Here is a 24483-nt window from a genome sequence, read left to right as displayed (position 1 = left end):
AAAACACTAACAGCGGCCTCTTCTGCCAGCAAAAACCGCTAAGATTTAATGCATGGGTATCACACTTGACAAGCTGCTAATCATCCTTGTCATTGCCTTCGTTATTCTCGGCCCAGATAAGCTCCCCCTCTACACCCAAAAACTCAGCAACTTCGTGAAGTCGGTGAGGCGCATGTCGATGTCCGCCAAGGATCGGCTGCGCGATGAGATGGGTGAGGAATACGACAACATCGACTGGAAGCAGCTGGATCCGCGCCAGTACGACCCGCGCAAAATTATTCGCGACGCCCTGCTTGAGGACAAGCGTGAGGCAGAGGCTGCTGAGCGCAAGAGCCGCGCCGAGGCAACCCCAAACACCGGGCAGCTCGGGCCGGACGGCGCCGTCAGCATGGCACCGAGCGTTACAGCCGCCGCCGCGACCGCGCTCAGTCAGGCCCGCGAAAACGGCGAGAAGCTCAACTTTGACAGCGAGGCAACCTAGACAAGGGGTAGTTTGCGGCGGGCAAGTCCGCGGCCCAGTGACTCGATCCTCGCGGCGACACGGTTAAGCTCCGCAATCGCGGGGTCAGACTCCCCAGCCGCGGGGTCAGACTCCCCAGCCGCTGGGCCGTCAAGCTCCGCAGCCTCGGTGGCTTGTGGATCCGCAACCGCCGCCGCAATCGCCTCGGCGAGGCCGGTGTCCCCCGCCTCGCGAAACGCCGCGCTGAGCGGCAGTGATCCGAGCACCGGAACCGACTCAGCGCTGTTAAAAGCGTCGGTTAAACGATCGGCGGCAACCTGCCCGCCGCCGCTGCCGAAAATATCGCCGCTCATGTTTTCGATAACGCCGATAACCCGCTGACCGCTCTGGTGTGCGAGCAGCGCCGAGCGCACCGCAACGTCTGCGGCGGCCGCCTGCGGGGTTGTGACAACAATCACCTCGGCGTGCGGCAACAGCTGCCCGACACTGATTGCGATGTCGCCCGTGCCGGGTGGTAAATCAAGCAGCAGATAGTCTAGCTCACCGAAGTAGACATCGCGCAGGAACTGTTCAACGGTGCGGTGCAGCATCGGGCCGCGCCACGAAACAGCGGTTGTGCGCGGATCCTCGCCGCCCAAAAACATGCCGATTGAGATAACGCTGACACCGTGCGCGACCGGTGGAATTATCATGTCGGCAACCCGCGTTGGCCACTCGGTTTTACCGTCTTTTGTCAGGCCAAAAAGCGCCGGGATGGAGAAACCGAAAACGTCCGCGTCAACAACGCCGACCCGTCTGCCCCGCGCGGCGAGCGCGGCCGCAAGCCCCGCCGTGACAGAGGATTTGCCGACTCCGCCTTTGCCGCTGGTGACGCAGATCACGCGGGTTAGGCTTTTTGCGGTGAACGGGATTTCACGGGTTTTGCTGCCGCGCACCCGCTCGGCGAAGGCCTGGCGCTCGGCGGGTGTCATAACGCTCACCGTCAAATCAACATCGGTGACCCCGGGGATCGCACGGATCGCCTGCTCGGTTTCGGCGGTTATCTGTTTCGCTGCTGGGCATCCCGCGATGGTGAGTTTCAGGGTTAGGGTTACCCGCCCGGCGGTGACGGTGAGATCCTCGATCATCCCGAGGTCGGTGATTGGTTTGCGAATCTCGGGGTCGTGGACGCGGCCAAGCGCCCGCAGGACGCTGTCAGCTGTTATCTGCTCGGCCATCCGCGGTGCTGTCTAGGTTGTCGGTGTCCTCGGCGTCCTCGGCGTCCTCGGCGTCGTTTGTGCGCTCCCGCTCGCTTTCAATCTCGGCGAGCAGTGTGCGCAGCTCCTGCTTCACCCAGTCGCGGTCGGGCAGTTCCGAGATCGCGAGCCTCAGCGCAACCACCTCGCGCACCATAAACTCGGTGTCGGCGAGGTTGCGTTCGGCGCGCTGCCGATCCTGCTCAATCTGCACCCTGTCCCTGTCGTCCTGCCGGTTTTGGGCGAGCAGAATCATCGGCGCAGCATATGACGCCTGCAGGGAGAGGATCAGGGTTAGCGCGGTGAAACCGATTGCTGCCGAGTCGAAACGCCATGCCTCTGGCGCGACAGTGTTCCAGGTGATCCAGATAATACAGAAGAGCGTTAAAATCACCAGGAAGGTTGGGGTTCCCATCGCCCTGGCGATACTCTCTGACCAGCGACCGAAACGCTCACTGGCGGCCTGCCGCTTTTCGGGGGTTAGCTGCTGATCCTGTGGCTGTGTCACTAGCTACCTCCCTCATCATCCGCGTGCCGCCAGTCATCCGGCAGCAGATGATCAAGCACGTCATCAATTGTAATCACGCCGAGCATGTTGTTTGACTCATCAACCACCGGGATCGCAACCAGGTCGTAGCTCGCCAGGCGCCTGGCAACCTCGGCGGCGCTCGCGTTCACCGGGATCGGCTCCAGTTCGCTGTCCAGCAGCGCCGAGAGCCGCTCGTGCGGCGGGAATCTAAGCATCCGCTGAAAATGCACCATCCCCTGATACTCACCGGTCGGGGTCTCATAGGGCGGCAGGGTGACATACACGGCCGACGCCATCGCGGGCGCAATCTCGGCTTTGCGGATCATCGCCAACGCCTCCGCCACGGAGGATTCGGCTGGCAAAACAATCGGCGCGGGGTTCATCAAACCACCCGCCGTGTCCTGCTCGTACTCGAGCAGGCGTCGCACATCCTCCGCCTCCTCGGGCTCCATCAAATCAAGCAGCTCCTGGCCATGCTGGTCAGGCAGCGCGTGGATCAGGTCCGCCGCGTCATCCGGCTCCATCTGGTCGAGCACATCCGCCGCGCGATCCGAGTTCAGGTACTGCAGCGTCGCAATCTGGTCGCTCTCGTCCATCTCCTCAAGCGCGTCAGCAACCATGTCGTCGGGCAGCTCAGTAACCACCTCACCGCGTCTCACAGCGGGCAGCTCAAGCAGCGCCTCGGCAAGATCGGCGGGTTTCAGATCCACAAGCGTCTGAATCAGCAGCTCCGCGGATCCGCTGTCAGCGCCCGCGGCGGTTTTACCGAGCTCCTCCCAGCTGAGCACCTTGCTGCGGCTTCTGCCGAGCGGCCCGCTGGTTTTTGGCAGCTTCACAAACACCTCAGAAACAACCCACTCACCACCGCGGGTCTGCTCAATCGCGGCGTCCTCGATTTTCACCTTGCCGGATCCGTCAAGCAGCGGTTTTTCTCTGCCGATGATCTCGGCGAGCACACGCTGTTCACCGCCGCGCTGTTCAAAACGGCGCATGTTTACCACGCCGTTGCTAATCACCTGGCCGCTGGTAACCGAAACAACCTGGTCGATCGGAATAAAAACACGCTTTCGACCGGGGATTTCAGCGACCAAACCAACCACTCGCGGGGCGGAGGCTGCGCGTTCAACGGCGACAAAGTCTCGCACCTTGCCGATTTTGTCTCCGGAGGGGTCAAAAATCCCTCTGCCCGCCAGTCGTCCCACAAAAACTCTTGCATTAGCCACACATCTAGATTACTGTGTTTCTGCTGTGCAGTCGGTGAATACTGCAATATGCTTATTAACAATGCCCGGTAGAATGGGCATAACGTGGGAGGGAGTATCGTGAGCAAGATCGAGAGCAACTGGCAGTTTGTTGAACAGTATCCAGACGAGCCGGTCAGCATTGTTAGAGCACGCAGACACTCACTGGAGCTCGGAATCGAACCGGTTTCCCCCGCGGTTGCCGCCTACCTCAGCTCACTTGTCGTGCTGACCGGCGCCAAGAATATTTGCGAGGTTGGCACTGGCGCGGGTGTCAGCGGTTTGGCGCTGCTGCGCTACAGCGACAACGCCTACCTCACCTCGATTGACGTTGATCCTGAACACCTGCGTGTCGCCCGCCAGGTTTTCACCGAGGCACAGATTCCACAGTCACGGGTGCGCCTTATTGAGGCGGCAGCGGTTGATATTATGCCGCGCCTCAACCCCGGCAGCTACGATCTGCTGCTGATCGACGCAAACCCCGACCAGCTGCTCAGCTACGTTGAGTTCGGGCTGCAGCTGGTGCGCGAGGGTGGAACAATCGTCATCCCGAACGCGCTCTGGCACGGTCAGGTGGCGGATCCGGCCGCACGCGACAACACAACAGCCCAGTTCCGTGACCTGCTGCAGATTATGGCGGAGTCTAACGCGGTTGTTGCAACGCTCTCCTCGGTTGGCGGCGGTGTGCTGACACTCACCCGCACCGCAAACTAGCGCCGGGCGCTATCTCCTCTTAGGCGCAGCGTCTGAAAACCTGCTTAGTACCAGGCGCTAACCCGGCTCTACCCGGGCGCTATGCTGACTCGGCCCCAACAGCGTACGCGAGCGCACTGTGCAGCTCAGCCGCCTCAGCACGGTTCAGCGCAACCGCGAGCCTTCCCCCGCCCTCCAGGGGAACGCGAATCACAATAACCTGCCCCTCTTTTACCGCCTCAACCGGGCCGTCCCCGGTTCTCGGCTTCATTGCAGCCATTTTTGCTCCTCACCAGCGCAAACCAAACACGGTGAATCAAACACTGCGATGCGGCGCTTAAGTTTTCTCACCCCGCGGTAAACGCTGTTTACTCAGTCTCCATAACCAGTCTACTGCTGTCACTGATTTTGCGTAAGCCACTGATACAGGGCTAAATAGTTTGCGCGAATCTGGTTCGCACTCACCCGCTCATCATCAGCGTGCGCGAGCAGCGGATCCCCCGGCCCGTAATTAACCGCCGGAATATTAAGCTCGCTAAAGCGGGCAACATCCGTCCAACCAACCTTTGCGCGCGGTGGCTGCCCCACAGCCTCAACCAGCTGTTTGGCGAGCGGCGCATCCAGCCCCGGCCTTGCTCCCGGCGCGAGATCAACAATCTCGACGCTGTCAGCGTCCGCAAAGAACTCCCGCACAAACGCCTCTGCTTCAGCTGGGCTTTTTGCCGGACAGAAACGGTAGTTAACCTCGATTTTGCAGCTGTCGGGAATAACATTGCCGGCGACCCCGCCACTGATCCGCACCGCGTTCAAACCCTCGCGATACTCCAGCCCGTCAACAACCACGGTCTCGGCAGCATAGCTGTTGAGCCGCACAAGCGTTTCACCGGCGCGCTGGATCGCGTTAACCCCCGTCCAGCTGCGAGCCGAGTGTGCCCGCTTCCCGGCGAAACTAACAACACAGCGCAGTGTGCCGTTGCAGCCACCCTCAACCGTGCCGTTTGACGGCTCCCCGAGGATCGCAAAATCGCCCGCGAACAACTCCGGGCTGTTTCTTAGCGTCCGCCCGAGACCGTTCAGGTCGCTTGACACCTCCTCGTTGTCGTACCAAACCCAGGTGATGTCGTAGGCTGGGTTATCGAGTTCGGCGGCGAGCACCAGCTGCACCGCAACACCCGCCTTCATATCAACGGTGCCGCGCCCCCACAGCACAGTGTCCGGGGTTGCGTCACCCTCAACCGGTGTTTCGGCGATGGTTTTCACCGGCAGATTGTTGTTAACCGGCACGGTGTCAATGTGCCCGGCAATTACAACCCGCTGCGACCTGCCGAGGGAGGTGCGGCAGACGATTGTGTCACCGTCACGGTGACAGGTCAGGTGCGGAAGCTTGCTAACCCGCGCAAAAATGGCGTCCGCCAGCGCAGCCTCGTTCCCAGAAACAGACTCAAAATTGCAGAGCTGCTCTGTCAGATTAACAGGATCAGTCAGGTCTAATTGTTGCTCTGTCATAGCTATGATCTTACTGACTCGACCGGAGAGTTGTCTGGTGCGTTGCTGAATCAAATTTTGTATGCTTGACTCATGACTAAAATCACACCAGAAACCGCTTGGGGTTACGCGCTCGCAACTGTTACCGCTGCCGGGGAGGTGCTTGACGCGTGGATCCCTCACCCGCAGCTGGGTGAGGCACCTAAGAACTTTACGCCCGAGCACGCGCCCGCTGGGCTTCGCAGCTCGGTGGGGGCGGATCCGCGCCGCGGTGTGACAATTGAGTTGCGGGCCGTAACCAGCAACCTGGCAGCGAAAGTGGCGGACACAGCCGACGCTTATCTGCGTCTGCAGCTGCTCTCACACTGCCTGGTGAAGCCGGGCAGCATCAACCTGGATGGTGTGTTTGCGGCGCTGCCGAACGTTGTCTGGACGGCTGCGGGCCCGGTTGCAACCGAGTTCTACAACGACAACCTCGCTTCGCTGCGCGCGAGCGGTTTAACGGCGCTCGCGGTCGATAAGTTCCCGCGGCTAACCGACTATGTTGCGCCGCGGGGTGTGCGGATAGCGGATTCCTCCCGTGTGCGTCTCGGCGCCCACCTCGCTCCGGGAACAACCGTGATGCACGAGGGATTTGTTAACTTTAACGCTGGCACACTCGGCGCTTCTATGGTTGAGGGACGGATCTCTCAGGGCGTTATCGTCGGTGACGGCTCTGATATTGGCGGCGGTGCCTCGATTATGGGCACACTGTCGGGCGGTGGCACCCACCGGGTGACAATCGGCGAGCGCGCACTGCTCGGCGCAAACAGCGGTATCGGCATATCAATCGGGAACGACAGCGTTGTTGAGGCAGGTCTGTATGTGACTGCGGGCACGAAGGTGCTGCTGCCTGACGGTTCAACTGTGAAGGCGGCTGCTCTGTCCGGGGCTGACTCGCTGCTGTTTAGGCGCAACTCGGCGACCGGCGCGGTTGAGGTTTTGCCGCGCAGCGGTGCCAAGATCGCGCTCAACGAGGATCTGCACCTCTAGCGACTAAGCAAGAACCGGCGGGGACTGTGAACACGGTTCCTGCCGGTTTTGTTTCGCTAGTGCAGGTTACTCGGCGCGTGCATGCGTGGCACGCGAATTTGCGCGGCACGCGAGCACGCCCGCCCTGTCTTTCGCTAGCGCAGAGCCCTGCTTAGCGCGCGGTCTTTCGCAGGTCTGAACCAACGTATAGCTGCTGCGGCCTGCCGATCTTGGTGAAGCGATCCTCGTGAGCCTCCCGCCAGTGGGCGATCCACCCGGGCAGGCGACCGATCGCGAACAGCACCGTGAACATCCTGGTTGGGAAACCCATCGCCTTGTAGATAACGCCGGTGTAGAAGTCCACGTTCGGGTAGAGTTTCCGCTCCTTGAAGTAGTCGTCCTCCAGCGCGATCTGCTCAAGCTCTTTCGCGAGATCGAGCAGCGGATCGTTGATGCCGAGCTCAGCGAGCACCTGGTCAGCGCTCTGCTTAACGATGCGGGCGCGCGGATCGTAGTTCTTGTAGACGCGGTGCCCGAAGCCCATCAGCTTCACGCCCGCCTCTTTGTTCTTCACCCGCTCAACGAAGTGGCGCATCCCCATGCCCGACTCTTTAATGTCGCCGAGCATCTTCAAAACCGCCTCGTTGGCACCGCCGTGCAGTGGGCCGGAGAGCGCGTTAATGCCTGCGGAGATTGAGGAGAACATGTTTGCGCCGGTGGATCCAACAAGCCGCACCGTCGAGGTTGAGGCGTTCTGCTCGTGATCCGCGTGCAGAATCAAAAGCCTGTCAAGCGCTTTCACCAGCACCGGGTTCATCTCGTATGGCTCAGCCAGGTTGCCGAAGTTTAGGCGCAGGAAGTTCTCAACAAAGTTTTGTGAGTTGTCTGGGTAGAGGAACGCCTGACCGATCGACTTCTTGTGTGAGTAAGCGGCAAGCACCGGCAGTTTCGCGAGCAGCCGGATCGTGTTAACCTCAACCAGGTCTGGCGAGTTGGTGTTGAGCGATCCCTCGTAGAAGGTTGAGAGCGCCTGAATACCGCCGGCGAGCACCGCCATCGGGTGTGCGGTGTGCGGCAGCCCCTCGAAGTAGTATTTCATGTCCTCGTGCAGCAGCGTGTGGCGGCGGATCTCGTTATCAAACTTCGCCATCTGCTCGGGTGTTGGCAGCTCACCGTAGATCAGCAGGTAGGCAACCTCCAGGAAGGTTGAGTTCTCTGCCAGATCCTCAATCGAGTAGCCCCGGTAGCGCAGGATCCCCTCATCGCCGTCAATGTAGGTGATCTCTGAGCGGGTTGAGGCGGTGTTTACAAAGCCGTAATCCAGCCCGGTGAGGCCGGTTTGCTTGGTTAGCGTACTGATGTCAATCGCGGCTTTACCAGAGGTTGCCTGCAGCACCGGAAGCTCTGCCTCAACCCCGTTATAGCTCAGTTTTGCAACATTACGTGACTGACTGTCTGGTGTGTTTGTAGTCACCGCTTCTCCCATCATTGCGCGAACAAGACCGAGTGCGTTGAAGTTTTCGGCTCAACGCAAAACCGTCCCTATAGGTTACCGAATAATCCTCAAAACAGCTATTCAGAATTCTCGTAAATCAACCTAAAGCATGAGTTTCAGGGCAGAAACTCAGCGGATCCGCGCCCCAAAACCAGCGAAAATCACCGCCGCTGCGGGTTGCTTTTGGCGCCTAAGCGGGTAGGCTAAAGCCTTTAACGCGAGCGCCAACGGACGGTTGATTAGAGTGCGGCGAGGCGTTTTGCGGCCAGCTCGATGTCGCTGTCGGTTGCCGTGATTGCGAGGCGAATATGCTGCTGACCGGCGTATCCGTAGAACGCACCGGGCCCTGCGATAATTCCCGCGTCGGCGAGTTTGGCGATCTGTTCCCAGCAGTCTGTGCCGTTACTCGCCCACAGGTAGAGTCCCGCCTCACTGTCTGAAACTTCCCAGCCAGCGTTCACAACCGCCGGTAACAAGATTTCTCGGCGACGCTGATAACGAAGTCGCTGCTCGCGGGTGTGTTCCGTGTCTGGCAGCGCGCTCTCAAGCGCGGTTTGCACCGGGTACGGAAGCATCAGACCGGCGTGTTTACGGATCCGCAAAATAGCCGCGATAAGTTCGCTGTCACCGGCGATAAAAGCTGCTCGGTAGGCCGCTAGGTTGGACTGTTTGCTGAGCGAGTAGACGCTTAAAAGCCCGCTGTGACTGTCTGTGACGGCGGGGTCGAGCACGCTCGGGATGCGCTCGGTCTGCCACGGCTCGTCCCAGCCGAACTCGGCGTAACACTCGTCGCTGGCAAGCACCGCGCCAAGCTCTTTTGCACGGGCGACCCGCTGTTTTAATTCAGCGGTGTTGAGCACCCTGCCGTGCGGGTTTGCTGGCGAGTTAATCCAGATCAGGCGTGTTGACTCAGGCCAGTCAGCCGGATCGTCGGCGCGCACAACCTCAGCGCCAACAAACGCCGCACCCATCTCATAGCTCGGGTAGGCGATCTCGGGGATCACAATCGTGTCACCGCTGCCGAGGCCGAGGAAGAACGGCAGCAGCGCGACCAGCTCCTTTGAACCGATTGTGGGGATCACACAGTCCGGCGTGATCGTGACTCCGCGGCTGTCTAAATACCAGTCGCAGATCGCCCGCCGCAGCTGCTCAGTGCCCTGGGTTGTCGGGTATGAACCCGCGGCTGCGCCGCTCAGTAAACCCCGCTGGGCGGAGTCCGGTGCGGGATCCACCGGCGAACCAACCGACAGGTCAGCAAAACCCTCGGGGTGCGCCTTCGCCTTTGCGATGTAGGGCGCGAGTGTGTCCCACGGGTAGTCGGGGAGCTGTCTGACCATTAAAAACCTCCTAAGCCTGCGGTGGTAGCTGCGCAACCAGCGGGTGATCGAAACCGTAGGGGCCAACCTTTGCGGCGCCGCCCGGGGATCCGATCTCCTCAAAGAAATCGACGTTAACCGTGTAGTAGTGCTCCCACTCCTCCGGCAGATCATCCTCATAGTAGATCGCCTCAACCGGGCAGACCGGCTCGCAAGCGCCGCAGTCTACGCACTCATCGGGGTGAATATAGAGCGAACGCTCACCCTCGTAGATGCAGTCAACCGGGCACTCGTCAACGCACGCTCGATCCTTCACGTCAACACACGGCAGAGCAATAACGTAAGTCATTTAGCCTTTCCTTTAGTCAATGCTAGTTTACCGTCCCAAGCCCCAGAGCGCAGTTAGGAGTGTGGCGGCAAGCAGCCACGGGCCAGCCGCGAACTCGGTTGGTGCTGCGGGGCCCGCCCGGGCGCGGCGCAGCACCACCACCAGCGCTGCAGAACCCAGGAGCAGGGAGGCGAGCAGCAGCGCCACTGTGCTCCCCCACCAGCCAGCCCAGTAACCAGCCTGCCACCCGAGCAGAAACCCGAGTTTTACGTCTCCCATGCCCAGCTGTGCAGCGGCGAGCAGCCTGAGCAGTAACAGTTGCAGCGCGGCGAGGGCGGATCCACCCACCGCCGCAAACAGCCGCTCTGGCTCGGCGGCGGCGAGCGCGTGCGGGATCGCGGTTGCCACACACAGCAGCAGCCCCGCCGCTATCAGCCGGTTTGGGAGGCGCAGAAAATAGCAGTCGACGATTGTTAGCGCGACACCGCTGAGCACGAAGACGGCGATGTTGAGGATCGCAAACAGCTCAGCCATCCCACACATCCCGGGCTGCGTCTAACGCGCGATAACCGGGATTGATGAGGTTTTTACCGGCACCGGCGAGTCCGGCACGATCTCGGTTCCGATACCGCTGTCGGTGAGGATCTCAAGCAGCACCGAGTGGGGTTTGCGGCCGTCAATAATCGCGGCCTTTCTCACCCCGGCATCAACCGCGTCAACACACGCGCGCACCTTCGGGATCATTCCGCTCTCAAGCGACGGCAGCAGCTGTTTCAACTCGCCGACGCTCATTGAGCTAACCAGTGAGTCCGGGTCTGGCCAGTTGGCGTAGAGCCCGTCAACGTCGGTTAGGATCAGCAGTTTTTCAGCTCCGAGCGCACTCGCGAGCGCGGCAGCCGCGGCATCGGCGTTAACATTGAGCGACTGACCGGGCTCGGCGATATCGGGCGCAATCGAGCTGACAACCGGAATCATCTGCTTCTCCACAACCGCCTCAACAATCGCCGGCCGCACCGCGGTAATATCACCGACCAGCCCGAGATCCACGCGCTCGCCGTTAATCTCAACGGGCGGTCGACGCTTCGCGGTGAAAAGGCCACCGTCCTCCCCCGACATACCGACGGCGAGCGGCTCATGCTGGTTGATTTCGTCAACCAGTTTCGGGTTCACCTGCCCGGTTAAAACCATTCTGACCACGTCCATGGTCTCCGGGGTTGTAACCCGGTAACCGCCCCGGAACTCGCTTTCAATCCCGAGCCGGCCAAGCATTCGCGAGATTTGCGGACCGCCGCCGTGCACAATAATCGGGCAGATGCCGGCGTAGCGCAGGTAGATAATATCCTCCGCGAACGCCTGAAACAGCGACTCGTCAACCATGGCGTTACCGCCGAACTTAATCACCATGATCTTGTTGCGGAACTTTTTAATCCACGGCAGCGACTCGACGAGCACCTGCGCGTGCGCGGCTGCGGTTTGTGGATCCCTGCTTCTAATGTCTGTCATGCTTTACCACCCCGGTTGCTTAGCTAGCTCGAGTACGCGCTGTTTTCGTGAACGTAGGCGACGGTTAGGTCGTTGGTTCTGATCACGGCGCTGTGCGCGTTTTCCGGATCCGCCGCGTTCAGCTCGATCAGCACCTCAGTCACTGCCGGGGTGAGGTCGCACTCGGTCACTGGCCGGTCTGGTCCGCCCTGGTTGCACAGTCGAACCCCGTTGAAGCTAACGGCGACAGCGTAGGGATCAAAATCTGCGTCGGTTGTGCCGATTGCCGCCAGCACCCTGCCCCAGTTCGGGTCGTTACCGAAGATAGCTGTTTTAAACAGGTTGTTGCGGGCGAGTGTGCGACCGACGGTTACCGCGTCAGCCTCGCTTTTTGCGCCGGTCACCTCGATATTGATCTGGTGGCTTGCGCCCTCCGCGTCCGCCTGCAGCTGTTTTGCGAGCGAGTCACAGACCGTCACAAGCGCGGCGTTAAACTCTGCCAGATCCGGTGTCACCTCCGCGGCACCGCTGGCAAGCAGCGTCACCTGATCGTTGGTTGACATGCAGCCGTCTGAGTCAAGCCGGTTAAGTGTTTTCTCGGTTGCCTCCCGCACCGCGCTGTCAAGCGATGCCGCGTCAACTACCGCGTCGGTTGTGATCACAACGAGCATCGTGGCAAGACCCGGCGCGAGCATTCCCGCACCCTTCGCGATAGCCCCGATCCGCCAGCCGTCTTCACTCTCGTAGCTGGCTGTTTTCGTGACCGTGTCGGTTGTCAGGATCGCAGCCGCCGCGTCAGCAGAGTTGTCGCCGAGCCTGCTCACCAGCTCAGGGATCCCGTTTACTATTCTGTCTCGAAAATCTTGACCGCCTGCACCGATCAGGCCCGTTGAACAGACCTGCACTCGCAGCGGGTCAATGCTCAGCGCCTCAGCAACCGCTTCCGCACTGAGTTTGCTGGTCTGATAGCCGAACTCTCCGGTGAAGCAGTTGGCTCCTCCCGAGTTTAAAACAACCGCGACAGTTTCGGCGGTGTTTGCCGCCTGCGACCACAGAACCGGGTTAGCTTTCGCTCGGTTGCTCGTGTAAACGGCTGCTGCGGCCGGTTTGGGGCCGTCGTTAACGATCAGGGCGAGATCCGGTTTACCGGTGGTTTTTAAACCGACCGCGATACCCGCTGCCCGAAATCCGAGGGGTTTGGTGACTGTCATGGCGCTACTCCGTTCTGTTGCAGACCTGTTGTTTCTGGGATGCCGAGCGCAATATTAACCGACTGCACGGCGGCTCCCGCGGTTCCCTTCACGAGGTTGTCAATCGCCGCAACCACAACCACGCGGCCAGCAGCCTGATCAACCTGCACGCTCATAACGCAGCTGTTTGAGCCGACAACGTCCGCGGTGCGCGGCTGCACACCCTCCGGCAAAACCGTCACAAAACTGTCGTCCCGGTAGGCGCTCTCCCACACCTCTCTAACCCTCTTAGGGCTAACCCCGGGCTTTAGCGGCGCGGTTACGGTCGCGAGAATCCCGCGAGACATTGGCACCAGCACCGGCGTAAAACAGAGCCTCGGCTGCGGTTTCGCCCCAGCCCACTCAAGCGACTGCTGAATCTCGGGAATGTGCCGGTGCACACCGCCAACCGCATAGGGGTGTGCGGATCCCATAATCTCCGCCGCTAAAAGCTCCGTCTTGGCTGATTTCCCGGCGCCGGACGGCCCGACGGCGAGCGTTGCCACGGTGTCGTCTGGATCCACAATCCCCGCCGCAACACCGGGGGTTATTGCGAGCGCCACGGTGCTGGCATTGCAGCCGGGTGCTGCGATGCGTTTGGTGTCGCGCAGCCGTTCCCGCTGTTTTATTTCACCGGTTTCGGTTTTGATGAGCAGCTCCGGCACACCGTATGTCCACGGTTCACTGTGTTCGCTGCCATAGAATCGCTCCCAAGCTTCCGGGCTAACCAGCCGGTGGTCTGCCCCGCAGTCAACAACCAGCGGTGTTTTCACCAGCTGTTTGGTGAGTCTCGCGGAGGCACCGTGTGGCAGCGCAAAGAACACAATGTCGTGGCCGTCAAGCACTTCCGCGCTTGTCTCCTGTATCTGAAGGTGCGCAAGCGATCTGAGGTGTGGCTGGTGTTTTATTAGCGGATCGCCCGCGCTGGAGTGCCCGGTCACGGTCACAATCTCAATCCGCGGGTGGTCGGCTAAAATGCGCAGCAGTTCCCCGCCCGCATATCCGCTTGCACCGGCAACTGCTGCCCGAAACACACTGTCTCCTTATCTTAGGTTTGGCCAGTCTTGTTTAACTAACCCTGTTTGACGATTCCTGCTTACACCTATTGCGCTTAGCTAACTCTCGTTTGGTTGCTTTAACTCAGTCGCGCACTGTCGCGCCGAAGCGCTCGGTTGCGACCGCCGCACCGGCGAGTTTCGCCGCGGTTGCCTCTTCCGCTTTCAGGGTGCGATCCTGCGCCCTAAACAGCAGCGAGAATGTGACCGCGCGTTTACCCTCTGGCACGCCCTGTCCACGGTAGTCATCGACCAGGGTGATCCGCTCAAGCAGCTCGCCGGATCCCGCAGCAACAGCCTCGGTTAGCTCGCTGATCGGGGTTTCAACCTCTGCTAGCAGGGTCAGGTCCTGTGTTGCTGCCGGGTAGGTGCTCAGCTGCGCAGTTTTTGCGCTGCGGTTTGCCAGCTCAATCACCAGCTCCAGGTTCACCTCGTAGGCTGCAACAACACCCGGCAGGTGCAGCGTAGTAGTGTACTCCGGCAGCAGCTCACCCGCGTAGCCAACCGTCTGATCGCCGATAAACAGTTCCGCGCAGCGGCCCGGGTGGAACGCCGGGTGGCTGCCCTGACGAACACTCAGCTCGGCGGAAACGCTCGCGGCCAAATCCTCGGCTGCGGCAATCGCGTCCGCCCAGTCGTAGCTGCGCTGTGCGGCAAACGGGTGTTTCTGCTGGGCATCACCGATTAGCAGCGCTGCGGCGTGCAACGGCTGCTTAGGAATTGCAGCGTTCAGCTCCGCAATAATCTCGTCGGCGGGTTTCACACCGAGCGGCGGCAGCAGCTCTGTGCCGATGGTTTTACCCGGCTCGGCTGGCGTAAACACCGCACCGAACTCAACAAGCGCGAGGTTTGTGTTGCCGCGTGACCAGTTGCGCTGCGCACAGGCGAGCAGCCCCGGCAGAAGCGAGGTGCGCAGGAACGGCACGGTGCCGTCCAGCGGGTTCGCGATCTTCACACCCGGCGCTTTTTTAGCGCCAGCAAACAGGTCAAGCTGCTCCTGTGAAACAAACGGGTAGTTTTGCACCTCGGTTAAACCGTTTGCGGTGACGTGGTTTGCTGCCCGGCGGCGCAGCCGCTGCTCACGGGTCAGTCCACGCCCCGGCGGGGCAACCGGTAGACGGCTCGGGATCCGGTCGTAACCGAGCAGCCTCGCGATCTCCTCAGCGAGGTCTGCCGGACGCGACAGGTCACTGCGCCAGCTCGGAACGGTCACTCTAAAGCCGCTCTCGGCCTCGGCGACCTCGCACCCGATCAGCTGCAGGGTTTCAACAACCTCATCACGGCTGTAGTCAACACCGATCAGTTTCGCCGTGTAGTCAAACGGCAGCTGAACGGTTTTCGGTGCTGGCTCAGCGAGCCGGTCTGCAACAATCGGCGCCGCAACTCCCCCGCCGTATTCAACAAGCAGATCAACCATGCGCTGCGCAGCAGCACGCGCAACCAGCGGATCCACACCGCGCTCGAAGCGTTTCGCAGCCTCGCTCGGCAGCTTGTGGCGGCGGGCGGATCTCGCAATTGAGACCGGATCAAAGGTCGCTGCCTCAATCAGCACGCTCGTGGTTTTGTCATCGGTTTTGGTGCTCTCGCCACCCATCACACCGGCGATGCCGATTGCGCCGGAGTCGTCCGCGATCACCAGATCCTCGGGGTGCAGCTGTCGCTCCTGCCCGTCGAGTGTGACAAGGGTTTCACCCTTGTTTGCGCGACGCACAGTGATTCCGCCGTTAACCTTTTCGGCATCGTAGGCGTGCAGCGGGTTGCCGAGCTCCAGCATCACATAGTTTGAGATGTCGCTCGCAAGACCGGTTGTGCGCTGCCCAGCGAGCAGCAGTCTAGTAACCATCCACTGCGGTGTTGGGCGGCTCTGATCCACACCGTCTACCCGGCGAACAATAAACCCGCTAACCCCGTCACGACCACGGATCGGGCTCTGATCGGCAAAATCTACGGGGAAGGTTGCGGTTGCCTGAGCGGCTGCGGCCTCTCCCCTGCGATCGAGGTCGAGTGCCGGATCCACAAACTCACTGCCGGTTGCGTGGGTGTACTCGCGTGCGATGCCGCGCACCGAGAAAGCATAGCCACGGTCGGGGGTGACGTTAATCTCAACGGCGGTGTCGTTAAGGCCGAGCGCCTCAGCCGCCGGGGTGCCAACCTCCGGGTTGAGGCCGAGGTTGCTCAGCACAATAATGCCGCTGTGTTCGTCGCCCAAACCGAGTTCGCGTTTTGAGGCGATCATGCCGTCGGAGACGTGGCCGTAGGTTTTGCGCGCGGCAATCGCGAAGTTGCCCGGCAACACAGCGCCCGGCAGGGTGACAATTACCCGGTCACCAACCTCAAAGTTGTGTGCGCCGCAGACAACCCCGCGCACATCCTCGCCACCGTCGGCAGCTTTCTGCCCCTCCGGCGCAACCCGCACCTGACACCAGTTGACGGTTTTACCGTTTGAGTGCTCCTCAGGCTCGCGAGAAAGCACCTCGCCAACCACAACAGGACCGGTCACCTCGAAACGGTGCAGGTCCTCCTCCTCAAACCCGACACGCACGAGTGCGTTATGCACCTGCTCCGGTGTTGTCTCCGGCGCAAGCGGCGTTAAATCGTTTAACCACGAGAGTGGAACGCGCATTTAAACCAATCCTCCAAACTGTGCGTTGAAACGAGCATCGCCCTCAACCATGTCGCGCATGTCGTTGATGTTGTTGCGGAACTGCAGGGTGCGCTCAACACCGACACCGAATGCAAATCCCTGATACTCCTCGGGGTCGATCCCAGCGGCGGCAAGCACGTTCGGATCCACCATGCCACAGCCACCCCACTCAATCCAGCGGGCACCTCCCCTGGCGCCTGGGAACCAGACGTCCATCTCAGCGCTCGGCTCGGTAAACGGGAAGAAGTTTGGGCGGAGCCGAATCTTTGCGTCGCTGCCAAACATCTGCCGCGCAAAATGCTCAAGCGTTCCCTTCAGGTGAGCCATTGTCAGCCCCCTGTCAATTGCGATGCCCTCAACCTGGTGGAAAACCGGGGTGTGGGTGGCATCCAGCTCATCGCTGCGGTAAACCCTTCCCGGGGCCACAACATAGACCGGCAGTTCCCGGTTTAGCAGCGCGCGAATCTGCACCGGTGAGGTGTGGGTGCGCATCACTAGGTGGCTACCAACCGGATCCACATAGAAGGTGTCTGCCTCAGCGCGTGCCGGGTGATCAATGTCGAAACCGAGCGCGTCGAAGTTGAACCACTCGTGCTCAAGCTCTGGCCCCTCGGCAACCTCCCAGCCCATCGCAACGAAATTGTCGGCGATCTCCTCCTGCAGCTGGGCGAGCGGATGCCGGCTGCCGCTGGCGCGTCTAACCGGCGCAGCTGTGACATCAACCGTTTCAGCGATCAGTTTTGCTGCCGCCTCAGCCTTGGCAAGCTCAGCCTCCCTGCCCGCGTAGGCACCCTCGATCTTGCCTCGCGCCTGACCGAGCAGTTTACCGGTTTCGGCTTTCAACTCCTTCGGCACCTGCCGCATCAGCGAGTTGAGCTGGGCGATCGCGGAGTTCTCCCCCGCGTGGGCGCTCTTTACGGCTTTTAACTCGGCAACTGTTGTTGCCTCGGCGAGCGCCGCAAGCGCTGCCGTCACCGCCGCGTCGACGGCGTCTGGCTGGATCGGGTTTGTCTCTGACATAGTTACCTATTTTACAACGCAAAAAGCGGCTTGTCCCGCCTGTGGATAACTATCCTGAGCAGCCGTTAAAAAATCCGCTCTATACTAGTTACTGTGAATCAACACCAGCCGTCGCGATTAGCCCAGCTCGGGCGTGGCGCTGTTGTGTCTGTGTTAGCCACTCTGCTTGCGGCTCACTCACACAGCGGCGCAGACGGTTTTACCCCGTCGCTGTTTGCGATTGTGGTGTGCGCGGCGGTTGCCTGGCCGATCTGTGTTGTGTTCGCGGGAAAGCGTCGCTCTCTCGCCGCAACCACTATCGCGGTTGGCGCAACCCAGGGGCTTTTCCACTGGGTGTTTAGCGCGGTCGGGCCGGTTTCTTTGGCATCTGGCCCGCATCACGGTGCCGCACTCACCGGCGCGGGCAGCGGTGAGGTGTTAAACGGTGGCGTGCTTAGCGGCCAGGGGGCGGATCCGCTCACAACCGCGCTCGCAAGCAGCCACGCAGAATCTCACGCCGCCATGCTCGCGGCACACGTTTTTGCGGCGATCCTAACGATTTTCTTGCTGCGCAATGTTGATGCGGCGCTGGAGGCACTGTCGAGCGTTGTTTCGTTCCTCGCGGCGATTTTGCTGCCGTTGCGACTCACCGTCACGCCACCCGCGCGTGCTCCCCGCACGGTTTTGGCCGCGGTTACAGGTTTTAAAAAGATTCAACTGCTCACTCTCCCTGCGCTGCGGGGCCCGCCGCTGCTTTCTGCTTAGACAAGAACTCACCGATCCACACAAAAATCGGTGGCTAAAGACTGTTACTTTGTAAGAAGCAGGAAGATGTTAAAACCTACCAAGCGTAAGAATAAAGTTTTAACCGCTGTTGTGGCGCTGCTCGCTGCTGCCCTGGTTGGTTCCGGGGCGACGGCCGCTCACGCCCACGATCAGCTGGTTGTGTCGGATCCGGCTCACAACAGTGTTGTGGACCAGTCACCCGAGCAGCTGACGCTCACCTTCAACAATCAGATTCTTGATGTTGAGGGGGCGAGCATCCTGGAGCTGCGCGATTCAGCGGATAAGGTGCTGATCGACGCGGTGCCGAAGGTTTCGGGAACCGACCTCACACAGGCAGTCTCTGATCCCCTTGCTGAGGGGGTTTACCGGGTTGTTTGGCGTGTGGTTTCAAGCGATGGTCACCCGATTGAGGGATCGTTTAACTTCGGGGTTGGGAAGGTTAGCGAGAGCGACCTGACCGCTCTGCCAAAGGGCAGGAACCTCGCGAGCAACGCGATAACGCTTGACTCCCAGGCTAGCGGGGGCGATTCCGCCGATAGCTCTGCCAGTGACTCTGCTGATTCCGCTGACTCTAGCGACTCGACGAAGCCGCAGGATGTTTATGCGATCGGCGAGGGCGAGGACGCTGGGATTAACGCGGGAGGTGTGCTTTTGGCGTCGTTTGGCGTGCTGGCACTCGCCGCGATTATCACCGTCACCGTGATCTGGTGGATGCGCCAAAACCGCTCTAACGACACAAAAAACTAACGCCCGAAACAGATACCAGCCTCGACAGTGATCGAGTTTGACAGTAATCGGGTTCGGCACCGGCCGTGTTCGGCACTGGTCGTGTTCGGCACCGACCGGATCCTTTAGCGAACAGTCTCGCTCCTTACTAGCGTAACTAAACCGGCGAGCGCTGCCCGGGCTTTCTGTGTTACGGGTTAAACAAACTAATTAACTCCTAAACTATTAACAAGAAGGAAAAACCATGCGTATTGCATCACTTAAAAAAACCGTTACCGCTTCAGCAGCTGCTGCGCTGCTCGTAACCGCTCCGTGGCTGGTTGGCTGCAGCAACAGCACCGCCAGCGAGAGCACCAAGTCAGAGACCGCAACAACCGAGGATCACGACCACGATCACGGCCACACACACGATGACAGCGAGCACATTGAGGTTACCGCTCCGTGGGCTAAGTCAGCTGAGGTTGGTGGCCTAACCGGCATGTTTGCTGAGATCAAGAACACCGGTTCTGAGGAGCTGACCCTGGTTGCCGCAACCAGCGACGTGGCAGGCAAGGTTGAGCTGCACGAGGTTAGCGACGGCAAGATGCGCGCGATCGACGGCGGCATCAAGATTCCAGCCGGTGAGACCGTCACCCTGGAGCCGGGCGGACTGCACATCATGCTGATGGAGCTGACAACCGACCTGCTCGCCGGTGACGAGGTGCACGTCACCCTCGAGTTCTCTGACGGTTCAAAAGAGACCCTGCACGTTGAGATTCGCGACTACGCAGGCGCTCAGGAAGAGTACGAGGGTGGCCACGATCACAGCGATCACGACCACAGCGGACACAACCACTAATAATGTCTAAAACCGACAAGACCACCCCGGTTAACCAAGCGCCAACCGCTGACGGCGGTGAAAGCGGCAAGAGCAGCAATAGCGGCAGCGCAGTCTCCTACGACGCGCACGCCGTTGCTGCGGGAGCCGAAGCTGCCGGAGCCGATGCTGCGGGAGCCGATGCTGCGCAGAATCCCAGCGACCTGCACAGCTCCGGATCCACACCCCCCGCAGCGGAGCGCGGCGTTTCTCGGCGCGGGCTGATTGGCGGCGCTCTAGCCGGGGTTGGGCTTGTTGGTGTGGCGGCTGGATCCGGAGTCACCGCCGCCGTTTTAAACAACCGGTCAGCATCCCCCGCACCCGGTTCCGGCAGTGGTTTCGGATCCGGTCAGCCGTTTGGCAAGGAAACAATCAGCTGCCACGGCAAACACCAGGCGGGGGTTGCTACCGCGGTTACCGCCCACTCACGCTATCTCGCGTTTAACCTAAGCGACTCCACCAACGCGGACGCGATCCGCCGCATGCTCACCGTTTTAACCGCCGATATTGAGTCGCTAACAAGCGGCCAGGGCCCGATTGCGGACAGCGAGCCGGAGCTTGCCGAAAACCCCGCCAGGCTGACCGTCACCGTCGGCTTCGGCCCGGAGCTGGTTAACCGGGTTAATCCCGCCGCGCGCCCCGACTGGCTCGGCCCGCTCCCGCGTTTTAACCGCGACCAGCTTGGCGCGGGATATGACGACGGTGACCTGCTAATCGCGATTGCCTCCGATGATCCGCTAACTGTCGCTCACGCAGCCCGGATGCTGTCAAAATCGCTGCGCAGTTTTGCCTCGCTTGTGTGGCGGCAGGACGGGTTTAGGCGAGCTCACGGCAGCGAACCGGACGGCGCAACGATGCGCAACCTGATGGGGCAGGTTGACGGCACCGTTAACCCGCGACCCAATGACGACGACTACTCGGACCTGGTGTGGCTACAAAAATCGGCGGGCTGGCTCGCCGGTGGCTCCGCGATGGTTTTTCGGCGGATCCGCATGGAGCTCGACACCTGGGATCAGGTCGATAAACCCGGCCGCGAAAACTCGATCGGCCGCGATATCGCCGTCGGTGCTCCCCTGACCGGTACTAAAGAGTTTGATGAACCAGATTTTACGGCGAAGAACGAGCTCGGGCTACCGATTATCCACGCGGCCTCACACATTGCGCGTGCCCGCAGCAGTGACCCGAATGAGCGGATCTATCGCCGCGTCTACAACTACGACGACAGCACCGATCAGGGCCTGCTTTTCATCTGTTATCAGCGGAACCCGCTTGAACAGTTCGTGCCGATTCAACGCCGCCTCGACCAGCTTGACCTGCTCAATACCTGGATAACCCACACCGGATCGGCGGTTTTCGCTATCCCTCCAGGCTGGGAACCAGGCGGGATGCTCGGCGAGACGCTGTTCGCGAGCTAGCTTAGCTGGCACCCCGGGCCGCACCCCGGAGCGGCTCCCCCAAGAGTCTGGATAAGCTGGCGCTGCCCTAACTCGGCTGGCGCTGCGCGAAGGCGCTGCTGTAGAGGCAGACCGCGGCGGCGGTTGCCAGGTTCAGCGACTCAGCGCTGCCGTAGATCGGCAGCCGCAAAACGCTGTCACACAGCTCCCGATCGGCGGCGGTAAGACCGCGCGCCTCGTTCCCAAACACCCAGGCGTGCGGATCCCGCAAAACAGCTGCCTGCGGGCTAAGCGTCTCACCCCTGATGTCGGCGGCAACCGTTACCAGCCCAGCGGCTTTTGCCGCAGTAACGGTGTCTGCGAGGCTAACCCCGTAACAAACCGGCAGGTGGAACAGCGAGCCGGTTGTTGACCGCACAACCTTCGGATGCCACGGGTCGATTGAGTCGCCCGCGAAAACAACCGCGTCAGCGCCGGCAGCATCAGCCGCCCTTAAAACCGCGCCCGCGTTACCCGGGTCGCGCACCTCGCTGAGCACCGCAACCAGCTTCGCCCCCTGAAACACACTCGCCAAATCAGCTGGCGCAAACCTCAGCAGCGCGGCAACACCCTGCGGCTTCACCGTGTCAGTAAAAGCTTGAAACACCCCGTCAGAGACCATTTGAATGGGCACATCAGCGGCGTCGGCGAGCTTGTCCAGCTCCGGGAAATTACTTCTGCCGGTAACCGTTGTGTAGAGCGAAATAATGCTGTCGGGGCTGTGTTTCAGCGCCTCAATAACAGCCTGCGGGCCCTCCGCAACAAACTTCTTGTTGAGCAGCCGGTCTTTTTTACGCAGCAGCGCGGTCAGTTTCTTAACGCTGCCGCTCTTAGGGTTTTCAATCATCACCTAAAGTCTAGCGAAGAACCGCCGGTCGCGCCTGCTCCCCCGCTTCTATACACCGTTTGGGTGTTTGCATACACTGCCTGGGCACAGCGGGCAGCCCGGATCCACCCGCCCGATAGTAGCCCGGCAGTGATTAAACCACCCCGGGAACCTAAAACCCGCGGTCAGTGGGTGTGTTGCAAGCGCGGTTTGGGGATCCACCCAAATCACCCGCGAATTACAGCTCACCGCCCCCTGCTGGTTACGGCCGGGATGTTTGCCGAGGCTGGGCGTCAATGTTAGGGTAAGCATAGAGAATACAAGGTTCTCTGCGAGGTGTCACCGTTGCACTTCGCACACTTCAGTACAAAGGATCACAGTGATGTCCCCCCAGATATTCCTTTATATTGCGCTGGGTATTTATTTTGCAGCAATGCTCTTTATCGGGTTTATTGCCTGGCGCAAGAATCAGGGCCACGAGGATTACATGCTCGGCGGCCGTAAACTCCACCCGGGCGTTGCCGCGTTAAGCGCCGGCGCGTCCGATATGTCCGGCTGGTTGATGATGGGTCTGCCGGGAGCCATCTACGCCGCCGGTCTGATTGAGGCGTGGATCGCGATCGGTCTGACAATCGGCACCTTCGCCAGCTGGAAACTCGTCGCTCCAAAGCTGCGCGCCTACACAGAGGTGTCGCGCAACTCGATCACCCTGCCAACCTTCTTTGAAAACCGGCTGCGCGATAAATCTCACATCATCCGAATCGTTTCAAGCCTGGTCATCCTGGTCTTCTTTGTCTTCTATGTATCCTCAACCATGGTGTCAGGCGGCGTCTTCTTCGAGAACTCGTTCAAGGGCGACTACACGGTTGGCGCGCTGCTGGTCTCTGGTGTCACAATCACCTACACCCTCTTTGGCGGCTTCCTCGGCGCCACCTTCACCGATGTTGTGCAGGGGTTGATGCTGCTCGCAGGCCTCATCTTTGTGCCCATTGTCGCCGCCGGAGTTTTGGGCGGACCGGCGGAAACGCTCAACGGGATTAACGAGATCGCACCTGAACGCTTCGACCTGTTTGCGGGTTGGGGAGCCGGTGTTGGCGGCACCCTGCTAGTGATTGTCTCCTCCCTCGCCTGGGGACTTGGCTATTTTGGACAGCCGCACATCCTGGTCCGCTATATGGCGCTGCGCAGCTCACACGATGCAAAGGTGGCCAGGCGGATCGGTGTCACCTGGACCGGTTTGTCACTGTTCTTCGCGGTTGTTGCTGGCTTTGTCGGGATCGCGTACTTTGATGCCAGCAAGCAGTCGCCGCTGGAGAATCCCGAGGTTGTTGTGCTGCAGCTTGCACAGATCCTCTTCCACCCGCTGATTGCTGGTTTTGTGCTGGCCGCGGTTTTGGCTGCGGTTATGTCGACCATGTCCAGTCAGTTGATCGTGTGTGCTTCGGCAATCGTTGAGGATATCTTCCTGGTTGTGAAGAAAACACCGCCGAGCGATAAGGTGCTGCTGCTGTTTGGCAAACTGGGTGTGCTTGTTGTGTCTGTTATCGCCCTGATTCTGGCGCTGCAGCGCAACGACAGTATTCTGCAGCTTGTTGCTTTTGCCTGGGCTGGATTCGGAGCCGCCTTTGGCCCGCTCGTTCTGCTCAGCCTCTACTGGCGGAGACTAACACGCTGGGGTGCCCTGGCTGGTATGGTGACCGGATCCGCAACCGTGTTTATTTGGAAGGCGATGAACACTGGTCTCTACGAGCTGCTGCCGGCGTTCCTGGTTTCAATGCTGACGATGGTTGTTGTGAGCATGTTCACGCACAGTCACAATGAGGAGATCGAGGCAGAGTTCACGAGGACCGAGGAGATCACAACCCAACCAAAATAAACCCTGCCGCTGGGCCCGCTCCCAGGCGGTGAGTCTGGGAGTTTAAGGGCTTGGTTGTCGGGTAAACGAAAACCACCGGGTGGACTGTTTGAGTCCCCCGGTGGTTTTGTTGTAGCTGTCGCCTGGCCGTTGTCTGGCCGCTGCCGCTAGTTAGTGAGCTTAGGCAGCTTTTGGAGCTGAGGTGTCAGCTGGCAGTGCCTGCTTAGCAACCTCAACCAGAGCGGCAAACGCCTGTGGATCGTTGGTTGCCAGCTCTGAGAGCATGCGACGGTCAACCTCAACACCTGCAAGGCCGAGACCCTGGATGAAACGGTTGTAGGTCAGACCGTTTGCGCGTGCACCAGCGTTGATACGCTGAATCCAGAGGCGACGGAAGTTGCCCTTGTTCTTGCGACGGTCGTTGAAGCTGTACACGTGTGAGTGCAGCAGCTGCTCTTTAGCTTTGCGGTAGAGGCGTGAACGCTGACCGCGGTAGCCGGATGCGCGCTCAAGAATAACGCGACGCTTCTTGTGGGCGTTAACAGCCCTTTTTACTCGTGCCATTTTCTAATCCTTATGCCTAAAATCCAGCTCGGGTTACAGACCCAGCATCTTCTTTGCTTGTTTAATATCGCCCTTTGCAAGTACCTGGTCTGCGTTCAGACGACGCTTGCGCTTTGAAGCCTTAACCTCGAGGTTGTGGCGCATACCTGCTTGCTGCTTCATCAGTTTGCCACTGCCGGTAACGCGGAAGCGTTTTTTGGCACCCGAGTGGGTTTTCTGCTTTGGCATGATTCTC

General features: G+C 60.3%; 25 protein-coding genes. 8 read left to right on the top strand and 17 right to left on the bottom strand.

Annotation, left to right across the window (positions count from 1 at the left end; all coding sequences use genetic code 11):
- The first annotated feature begins 52 nt into the window (after nt 1-52).
- A complete protein-coding gene (locus EII30_RS00445; protein ID WP_199731526.1) occupies nt 53-481 on the top strand; it encodes a translocase in 429 nt (142 codons plus the stop codon).
- Here the strand turns inward: EII30_RS00445 and EII30_RS00440 are convergent.
- The 3 genes from EII30_RS00440 to EII30_RS00430 are packed head-to-tail and all read right to left on the bottom strand — an operon-like array spanning nt 478 to nt 3447.
- Complete coding sequence (locus EII30_RS00440) at nt 478-1677, bottom strand: P-loop NTPase (protein ID WP_124885364.1); 1200 nt, start codon at nt 1675-1677, stop codon at nt 478-480. The genes EII30_RS00445 and EII30_RS00440 overlap by 4 nt on opposite strands.
- Nucleotides 1655-2203, bottom strand: a complete 549-nt coding sequence (locus EII30_RS00435; protein ID WP_233569214.1) for a DUF1003 domain-containing protein — start codon at nt 2201-2203, stop codon at nt 1655-1657. Before EII30_RS00435 ends, EII30_RS00440 begins: the two co-directional genes overlap by 23 nt.
- The gene (locus EII30_RS00430; protein ID WP_124885363.1) at nt 2203-3447 is read right to left on the bottom strand and encodes a magnesium transporter MgtE N-terminal domain-containing protein; all 1245 of its coding nucleotides are present in this window, start codon (nt 3445-3447) and stop codon (nt 2203-2205) included. Before EII30_RS00430 ends, EII30_RS00435 begins: the two co-directional genes overlap by 1 nt.
- 99 nt (nt 3448-3546) lie before the next feature.
- On the opposite strand from EII30_RS00430, the gene EII30_RS00425 reads away from it, so the two are divergent.
- Nucleotides 3547-4179, top strand: coding sequence for an O-methyltransferase (locus tag EII30_RS00425; RefSeq protein ID WP_124885362.1), 633 nt, complete (start codon nt 3547-3549; stop codon nt 4177-4179).
- Between the two features lie 79 nt (nt 4180-4258).
- Here the strand turns inward: EII30_RS00425 and EII30_RS00420 are convergent, their stop codons facing one another.
- Together EII30_RS00420 and dapE are read right to left on the bottom strand one after the other, a co-directional pair.
- Nucleotides 4259-4438 (bottom strand): DUF3117 domain-containing protein, encoded by a 180-nt coding sequence (locus EII30_RS00420; protein ID WP_124885361.1) that lies wholly within the window; start codon nt 4436-4438, stop codon nt 4259-4261.
- Between the two features lie 119 nt (nt 4439-4557).
- The gene (gene dapE, locus EII30_RS00415; protein ID WP_124885360.1) at nt 4558-5664 is read right to left on the bottom strand and encodes a succinyl-diaminopimelate desuccinylase; all 1107 of its coding nucleotides are present in this window, start codon (nt 5662-5664) and stop codon (nt 4558-4560) included.
- A 72-nt stretch (nt 5665-5736) separates the two neighbouring features.
- On the opposite strand from dapE, the gene dapD reads away from it, so the two are divergent.
- Nucleotides 5737-6675, top strand: a complete 939-nt coding sequence (gene dapD, locus EII30_RS00410) for a 2,3,4,5-tetrahydropyridine-2,6-dicarboxylate N-succinyltransferase (protein WP_199731525.1) — start codon at nt 5737-5739, stop codon at nt 6673-6675.
- A 151-nt stretch (nt 6676-6826) separates the two neighbouring features.
- On the opposite strand, the gene EII30_RS00405 is transcribed toward dapD, so the two are convergent.
- From EII30_RS00405 to pheS, 9 genes are all read right to left on the bottom strand, one after another.
- Nucleotides 6827-8140 carry a citrate synthase gene (locus EII30_RS00405; protein WP_124885472.1) on the bottom strand — a complete coding sequence of 438 codons (1314 nt, stop codon included), beginning with the start codon at nt 8138-8140 and terminating at the stop codon, nt 6827-6829.
- A gap of 248 nt (nt 8141-8388) precedes the next feature.
- Nucleotides 8389-9486: a succinyldiaminopimelate transaminase gene (gene dapC, locus EII30_RS00400; RefSeq protein WP_124885359.1), complete on the bottom strand. Its 1098-nt coding sequence runs from the start codon at nt 9484-9486 to the stop codon at nt 8389-8391.
- 10 nt (nt 9487-9496) lie between these two features.
- Nucleotides 9497-9814 carry a ferredoxin gene (gene fdxA, locus EII30_RS00395; protein WP_124885358.1) on the bottom strand — a complete coding sequence of 106 codons (318 nt, stop codon included), beginning with the start codon at nt 9812-9814 and terminating at the stop codon, nt 9497-9499.
- A 27-nt stretch (nt 9815-9841) separates the two neighbouring features.
- Nucleotides 9842-10327 carry a prepilin peptidase gene (locus tag EII30_RS00390; RefSeq protein WP_158608620.1) on the bottom strand — a complete coding sequence of 162 codons (486 nt, stop codon included), beginning with the start codon at nt 10325-10327 and terminating at the stop codon, nt 9842-9844.
- Between the two features lie 21 nt (nt 10328-10348).
- Nucleotides 10349-11296: an acetylglutamate kinase gene (gene argB, locus EII30_RS00385; protein WP_124885356.1), complete on the bottom strand. Its 948-nt coding sequence runs from the start codon at nt 11294-11296 to the stop codon at nt 10349-10351.
- 23 nt (nt 11297-11319) lie between these two features.
- Nucleotides 11320-12486: a bifunctional glutamate N-acetyltransferase/amino-acid acetyltransferase ArgJ gene (argJ, locus tag EII30_RS00380; RefSeq protein WP_124885355.1), complete on the bottom strand. Its 1167-nt coding sequence runs from the start codon at nt 12484-12486 to the stop codon at nt 11320-11322.
- Complete coding sequence (gene argC / locus EII30_RS00375; RefSeq protein WP_124885354.1) at nt 12483-13538, bottom strand: N-acetyl-gamma-glutamyl-phosphate reductase; 1056 nt, start codon at nt 13536-13538, stop codon at nt 12483-12485. The genes argJ and argC overlap by 4 nt, the downstream gene beginning before the upstream one ends.
- Nucleotides 13539-13644: 106 nt before the next feature.
- On the bottom strand, nt 13645-16182 hold the full coding sequence (pheT, locus tag EII30_RS00370; protein WP_124885353.1) for a phenylalanine--tRNA ligase subunit beta: 2538 nt from the start codon (nt 16180-16182) through the stop codon (nt 13645-13647).
- Nucleotides 16183-17223 carry a phenylalanine--tRNA ligase subunit alpha gene (pheS, locus tag EII30_RS00365; protein ID WP_124885352.1) on the bottom strand — a complete coding sequence of 347 codons (1041 nt, stop codon included), beginning with the start codon at nt 17221-17223 and terminating at the stop codon, nt 16183-16185.
- Between the two features lie 93 nt (nt 17224-17316).
- Here pheS and EII30_RS00360 point away from each other — a divergent pair, with 93 nt between their 5' ends.
- The 4 genes from EII30_RS00360 (at nt 17317) to EII30_RS00345 (ending at nt 20985) form a co-directional block, all read left to right on the top strand.
- Nucleotides 17317-17967 (top strand): hypothetical protein, encoded by a 651-nt coding sequence (locus tag EII30_RS00360; protein WP_124885351.1) that lies wholly within the window; start codon nt 17317-17319, stop codon nt 17965-17967.
- A 66-nt stretch (nt 17968-18033) separates the two neighbouring features.
- Nucleotides 18034-18735 (top strand): copper resistance CopC family protein, encoded by a 702-nt coding sequence (locus EII30_RS00355; RefSeq protein WP_124885350.1) that lies wholly within the window; start codon nt 18034-18036, stop codon nt 18733-18735.
- 223 nt (nt 18736-18958) lie between these two features.
- Nucleotides 18959-19552 (top strand): copper chaperone PCu(A)C, encoded by a 594-nt coding sequence (locus tag EII30_RS00350; protein WP_124885349.1) that lies wholly within the window; start codon nt 18959-18961, stop codon nt 19550-19552.
- A 2-nt stretch (nt 19553-19554) separates the two neighbouring features.
- On the top strand, nt 19555-20985 hold the full coding sequence (locus tag EII30_RS00345) for a Dyp-type peroxidase (protein ID WP_124885348.1): 1431 nt from the start codon (nt 19555-19557) through the stop codon (nt 20983-20985).
- A gap of 67 nt (nt 20986-21052) precedes the next feature.
- Here EII30_RS00345 and EII30_RS00340 read toward each other — a convergent pair whose 3' ends face one another.
- Nucleotides 21053-21850, bottom strand: a complete 798-nt coding sequence (locus EII30_RS00340) for an RNA methyltransferase (RefSeq protein WP_124885347.1) — start codon at nt 21848-21850, stop codon at nt 21053-21055.
- A 361-nt stretch (nt 21851-22211) separates the two neighbouring features.
- Between EII30_RS00340 and putP the strand changes: the two genes are divergently transcribed.
- The gene (gene putP / locus EII30_RS00335; protein ID WP_124885346.1) at nt 22212-23705 is read left to right on the top strand and encodes a sodium/proline symporter PutP; all 1494 of its coding nucleotides are present in this window, start codon (nt 22212-22214) and stop codon (nt 23703-23705) included.
- A gap of 159 nt (nt 23706-23864) precedes the next feature.
- On the opposite strand, the gene rplT is transcribed toward putP, so the two are convergent.
- Together rplT and rpmI are read right to left on the bottom strand one after the other, a co-directional pair.
- Nucleotides 23865-24248, bottom strand: a complete 384-nt coding sequence (gene rplT / locus EII30_RS00330; protein ID WP_124885345.1) for a 50S ribosomal protein L20 — start codon at nt 24246-24248, stop codon at nt 23865-23867.
- A gap of 33 nt (nt 24249-24281) precedes the next feature.
- Entirely contained in the window at nt 24282-24476 is a 195-nt protein-coding gene (gene rpmI / locus EII30_RS00325; protein WP_124885344.1) for a 50S ribosomal protein L35, read from the bottom strand.
- Nucleotides 24477-24483 lie beyond the last annotated feature (7 nt).

It is taken from the genome of Leucobacter sp. OH1287 (assembly GCF_003859945.1).
GTDB lineage: Bacteria > Actinomycetota > Actinomycetes > Actinomycetales > Microbacteriaceae > Canibacter.
The sequence above is the reverse complement of the archived record's forward strand: the minus strand, read 5'-3'. Positions and strand labels throughout refer to the sequence as shown.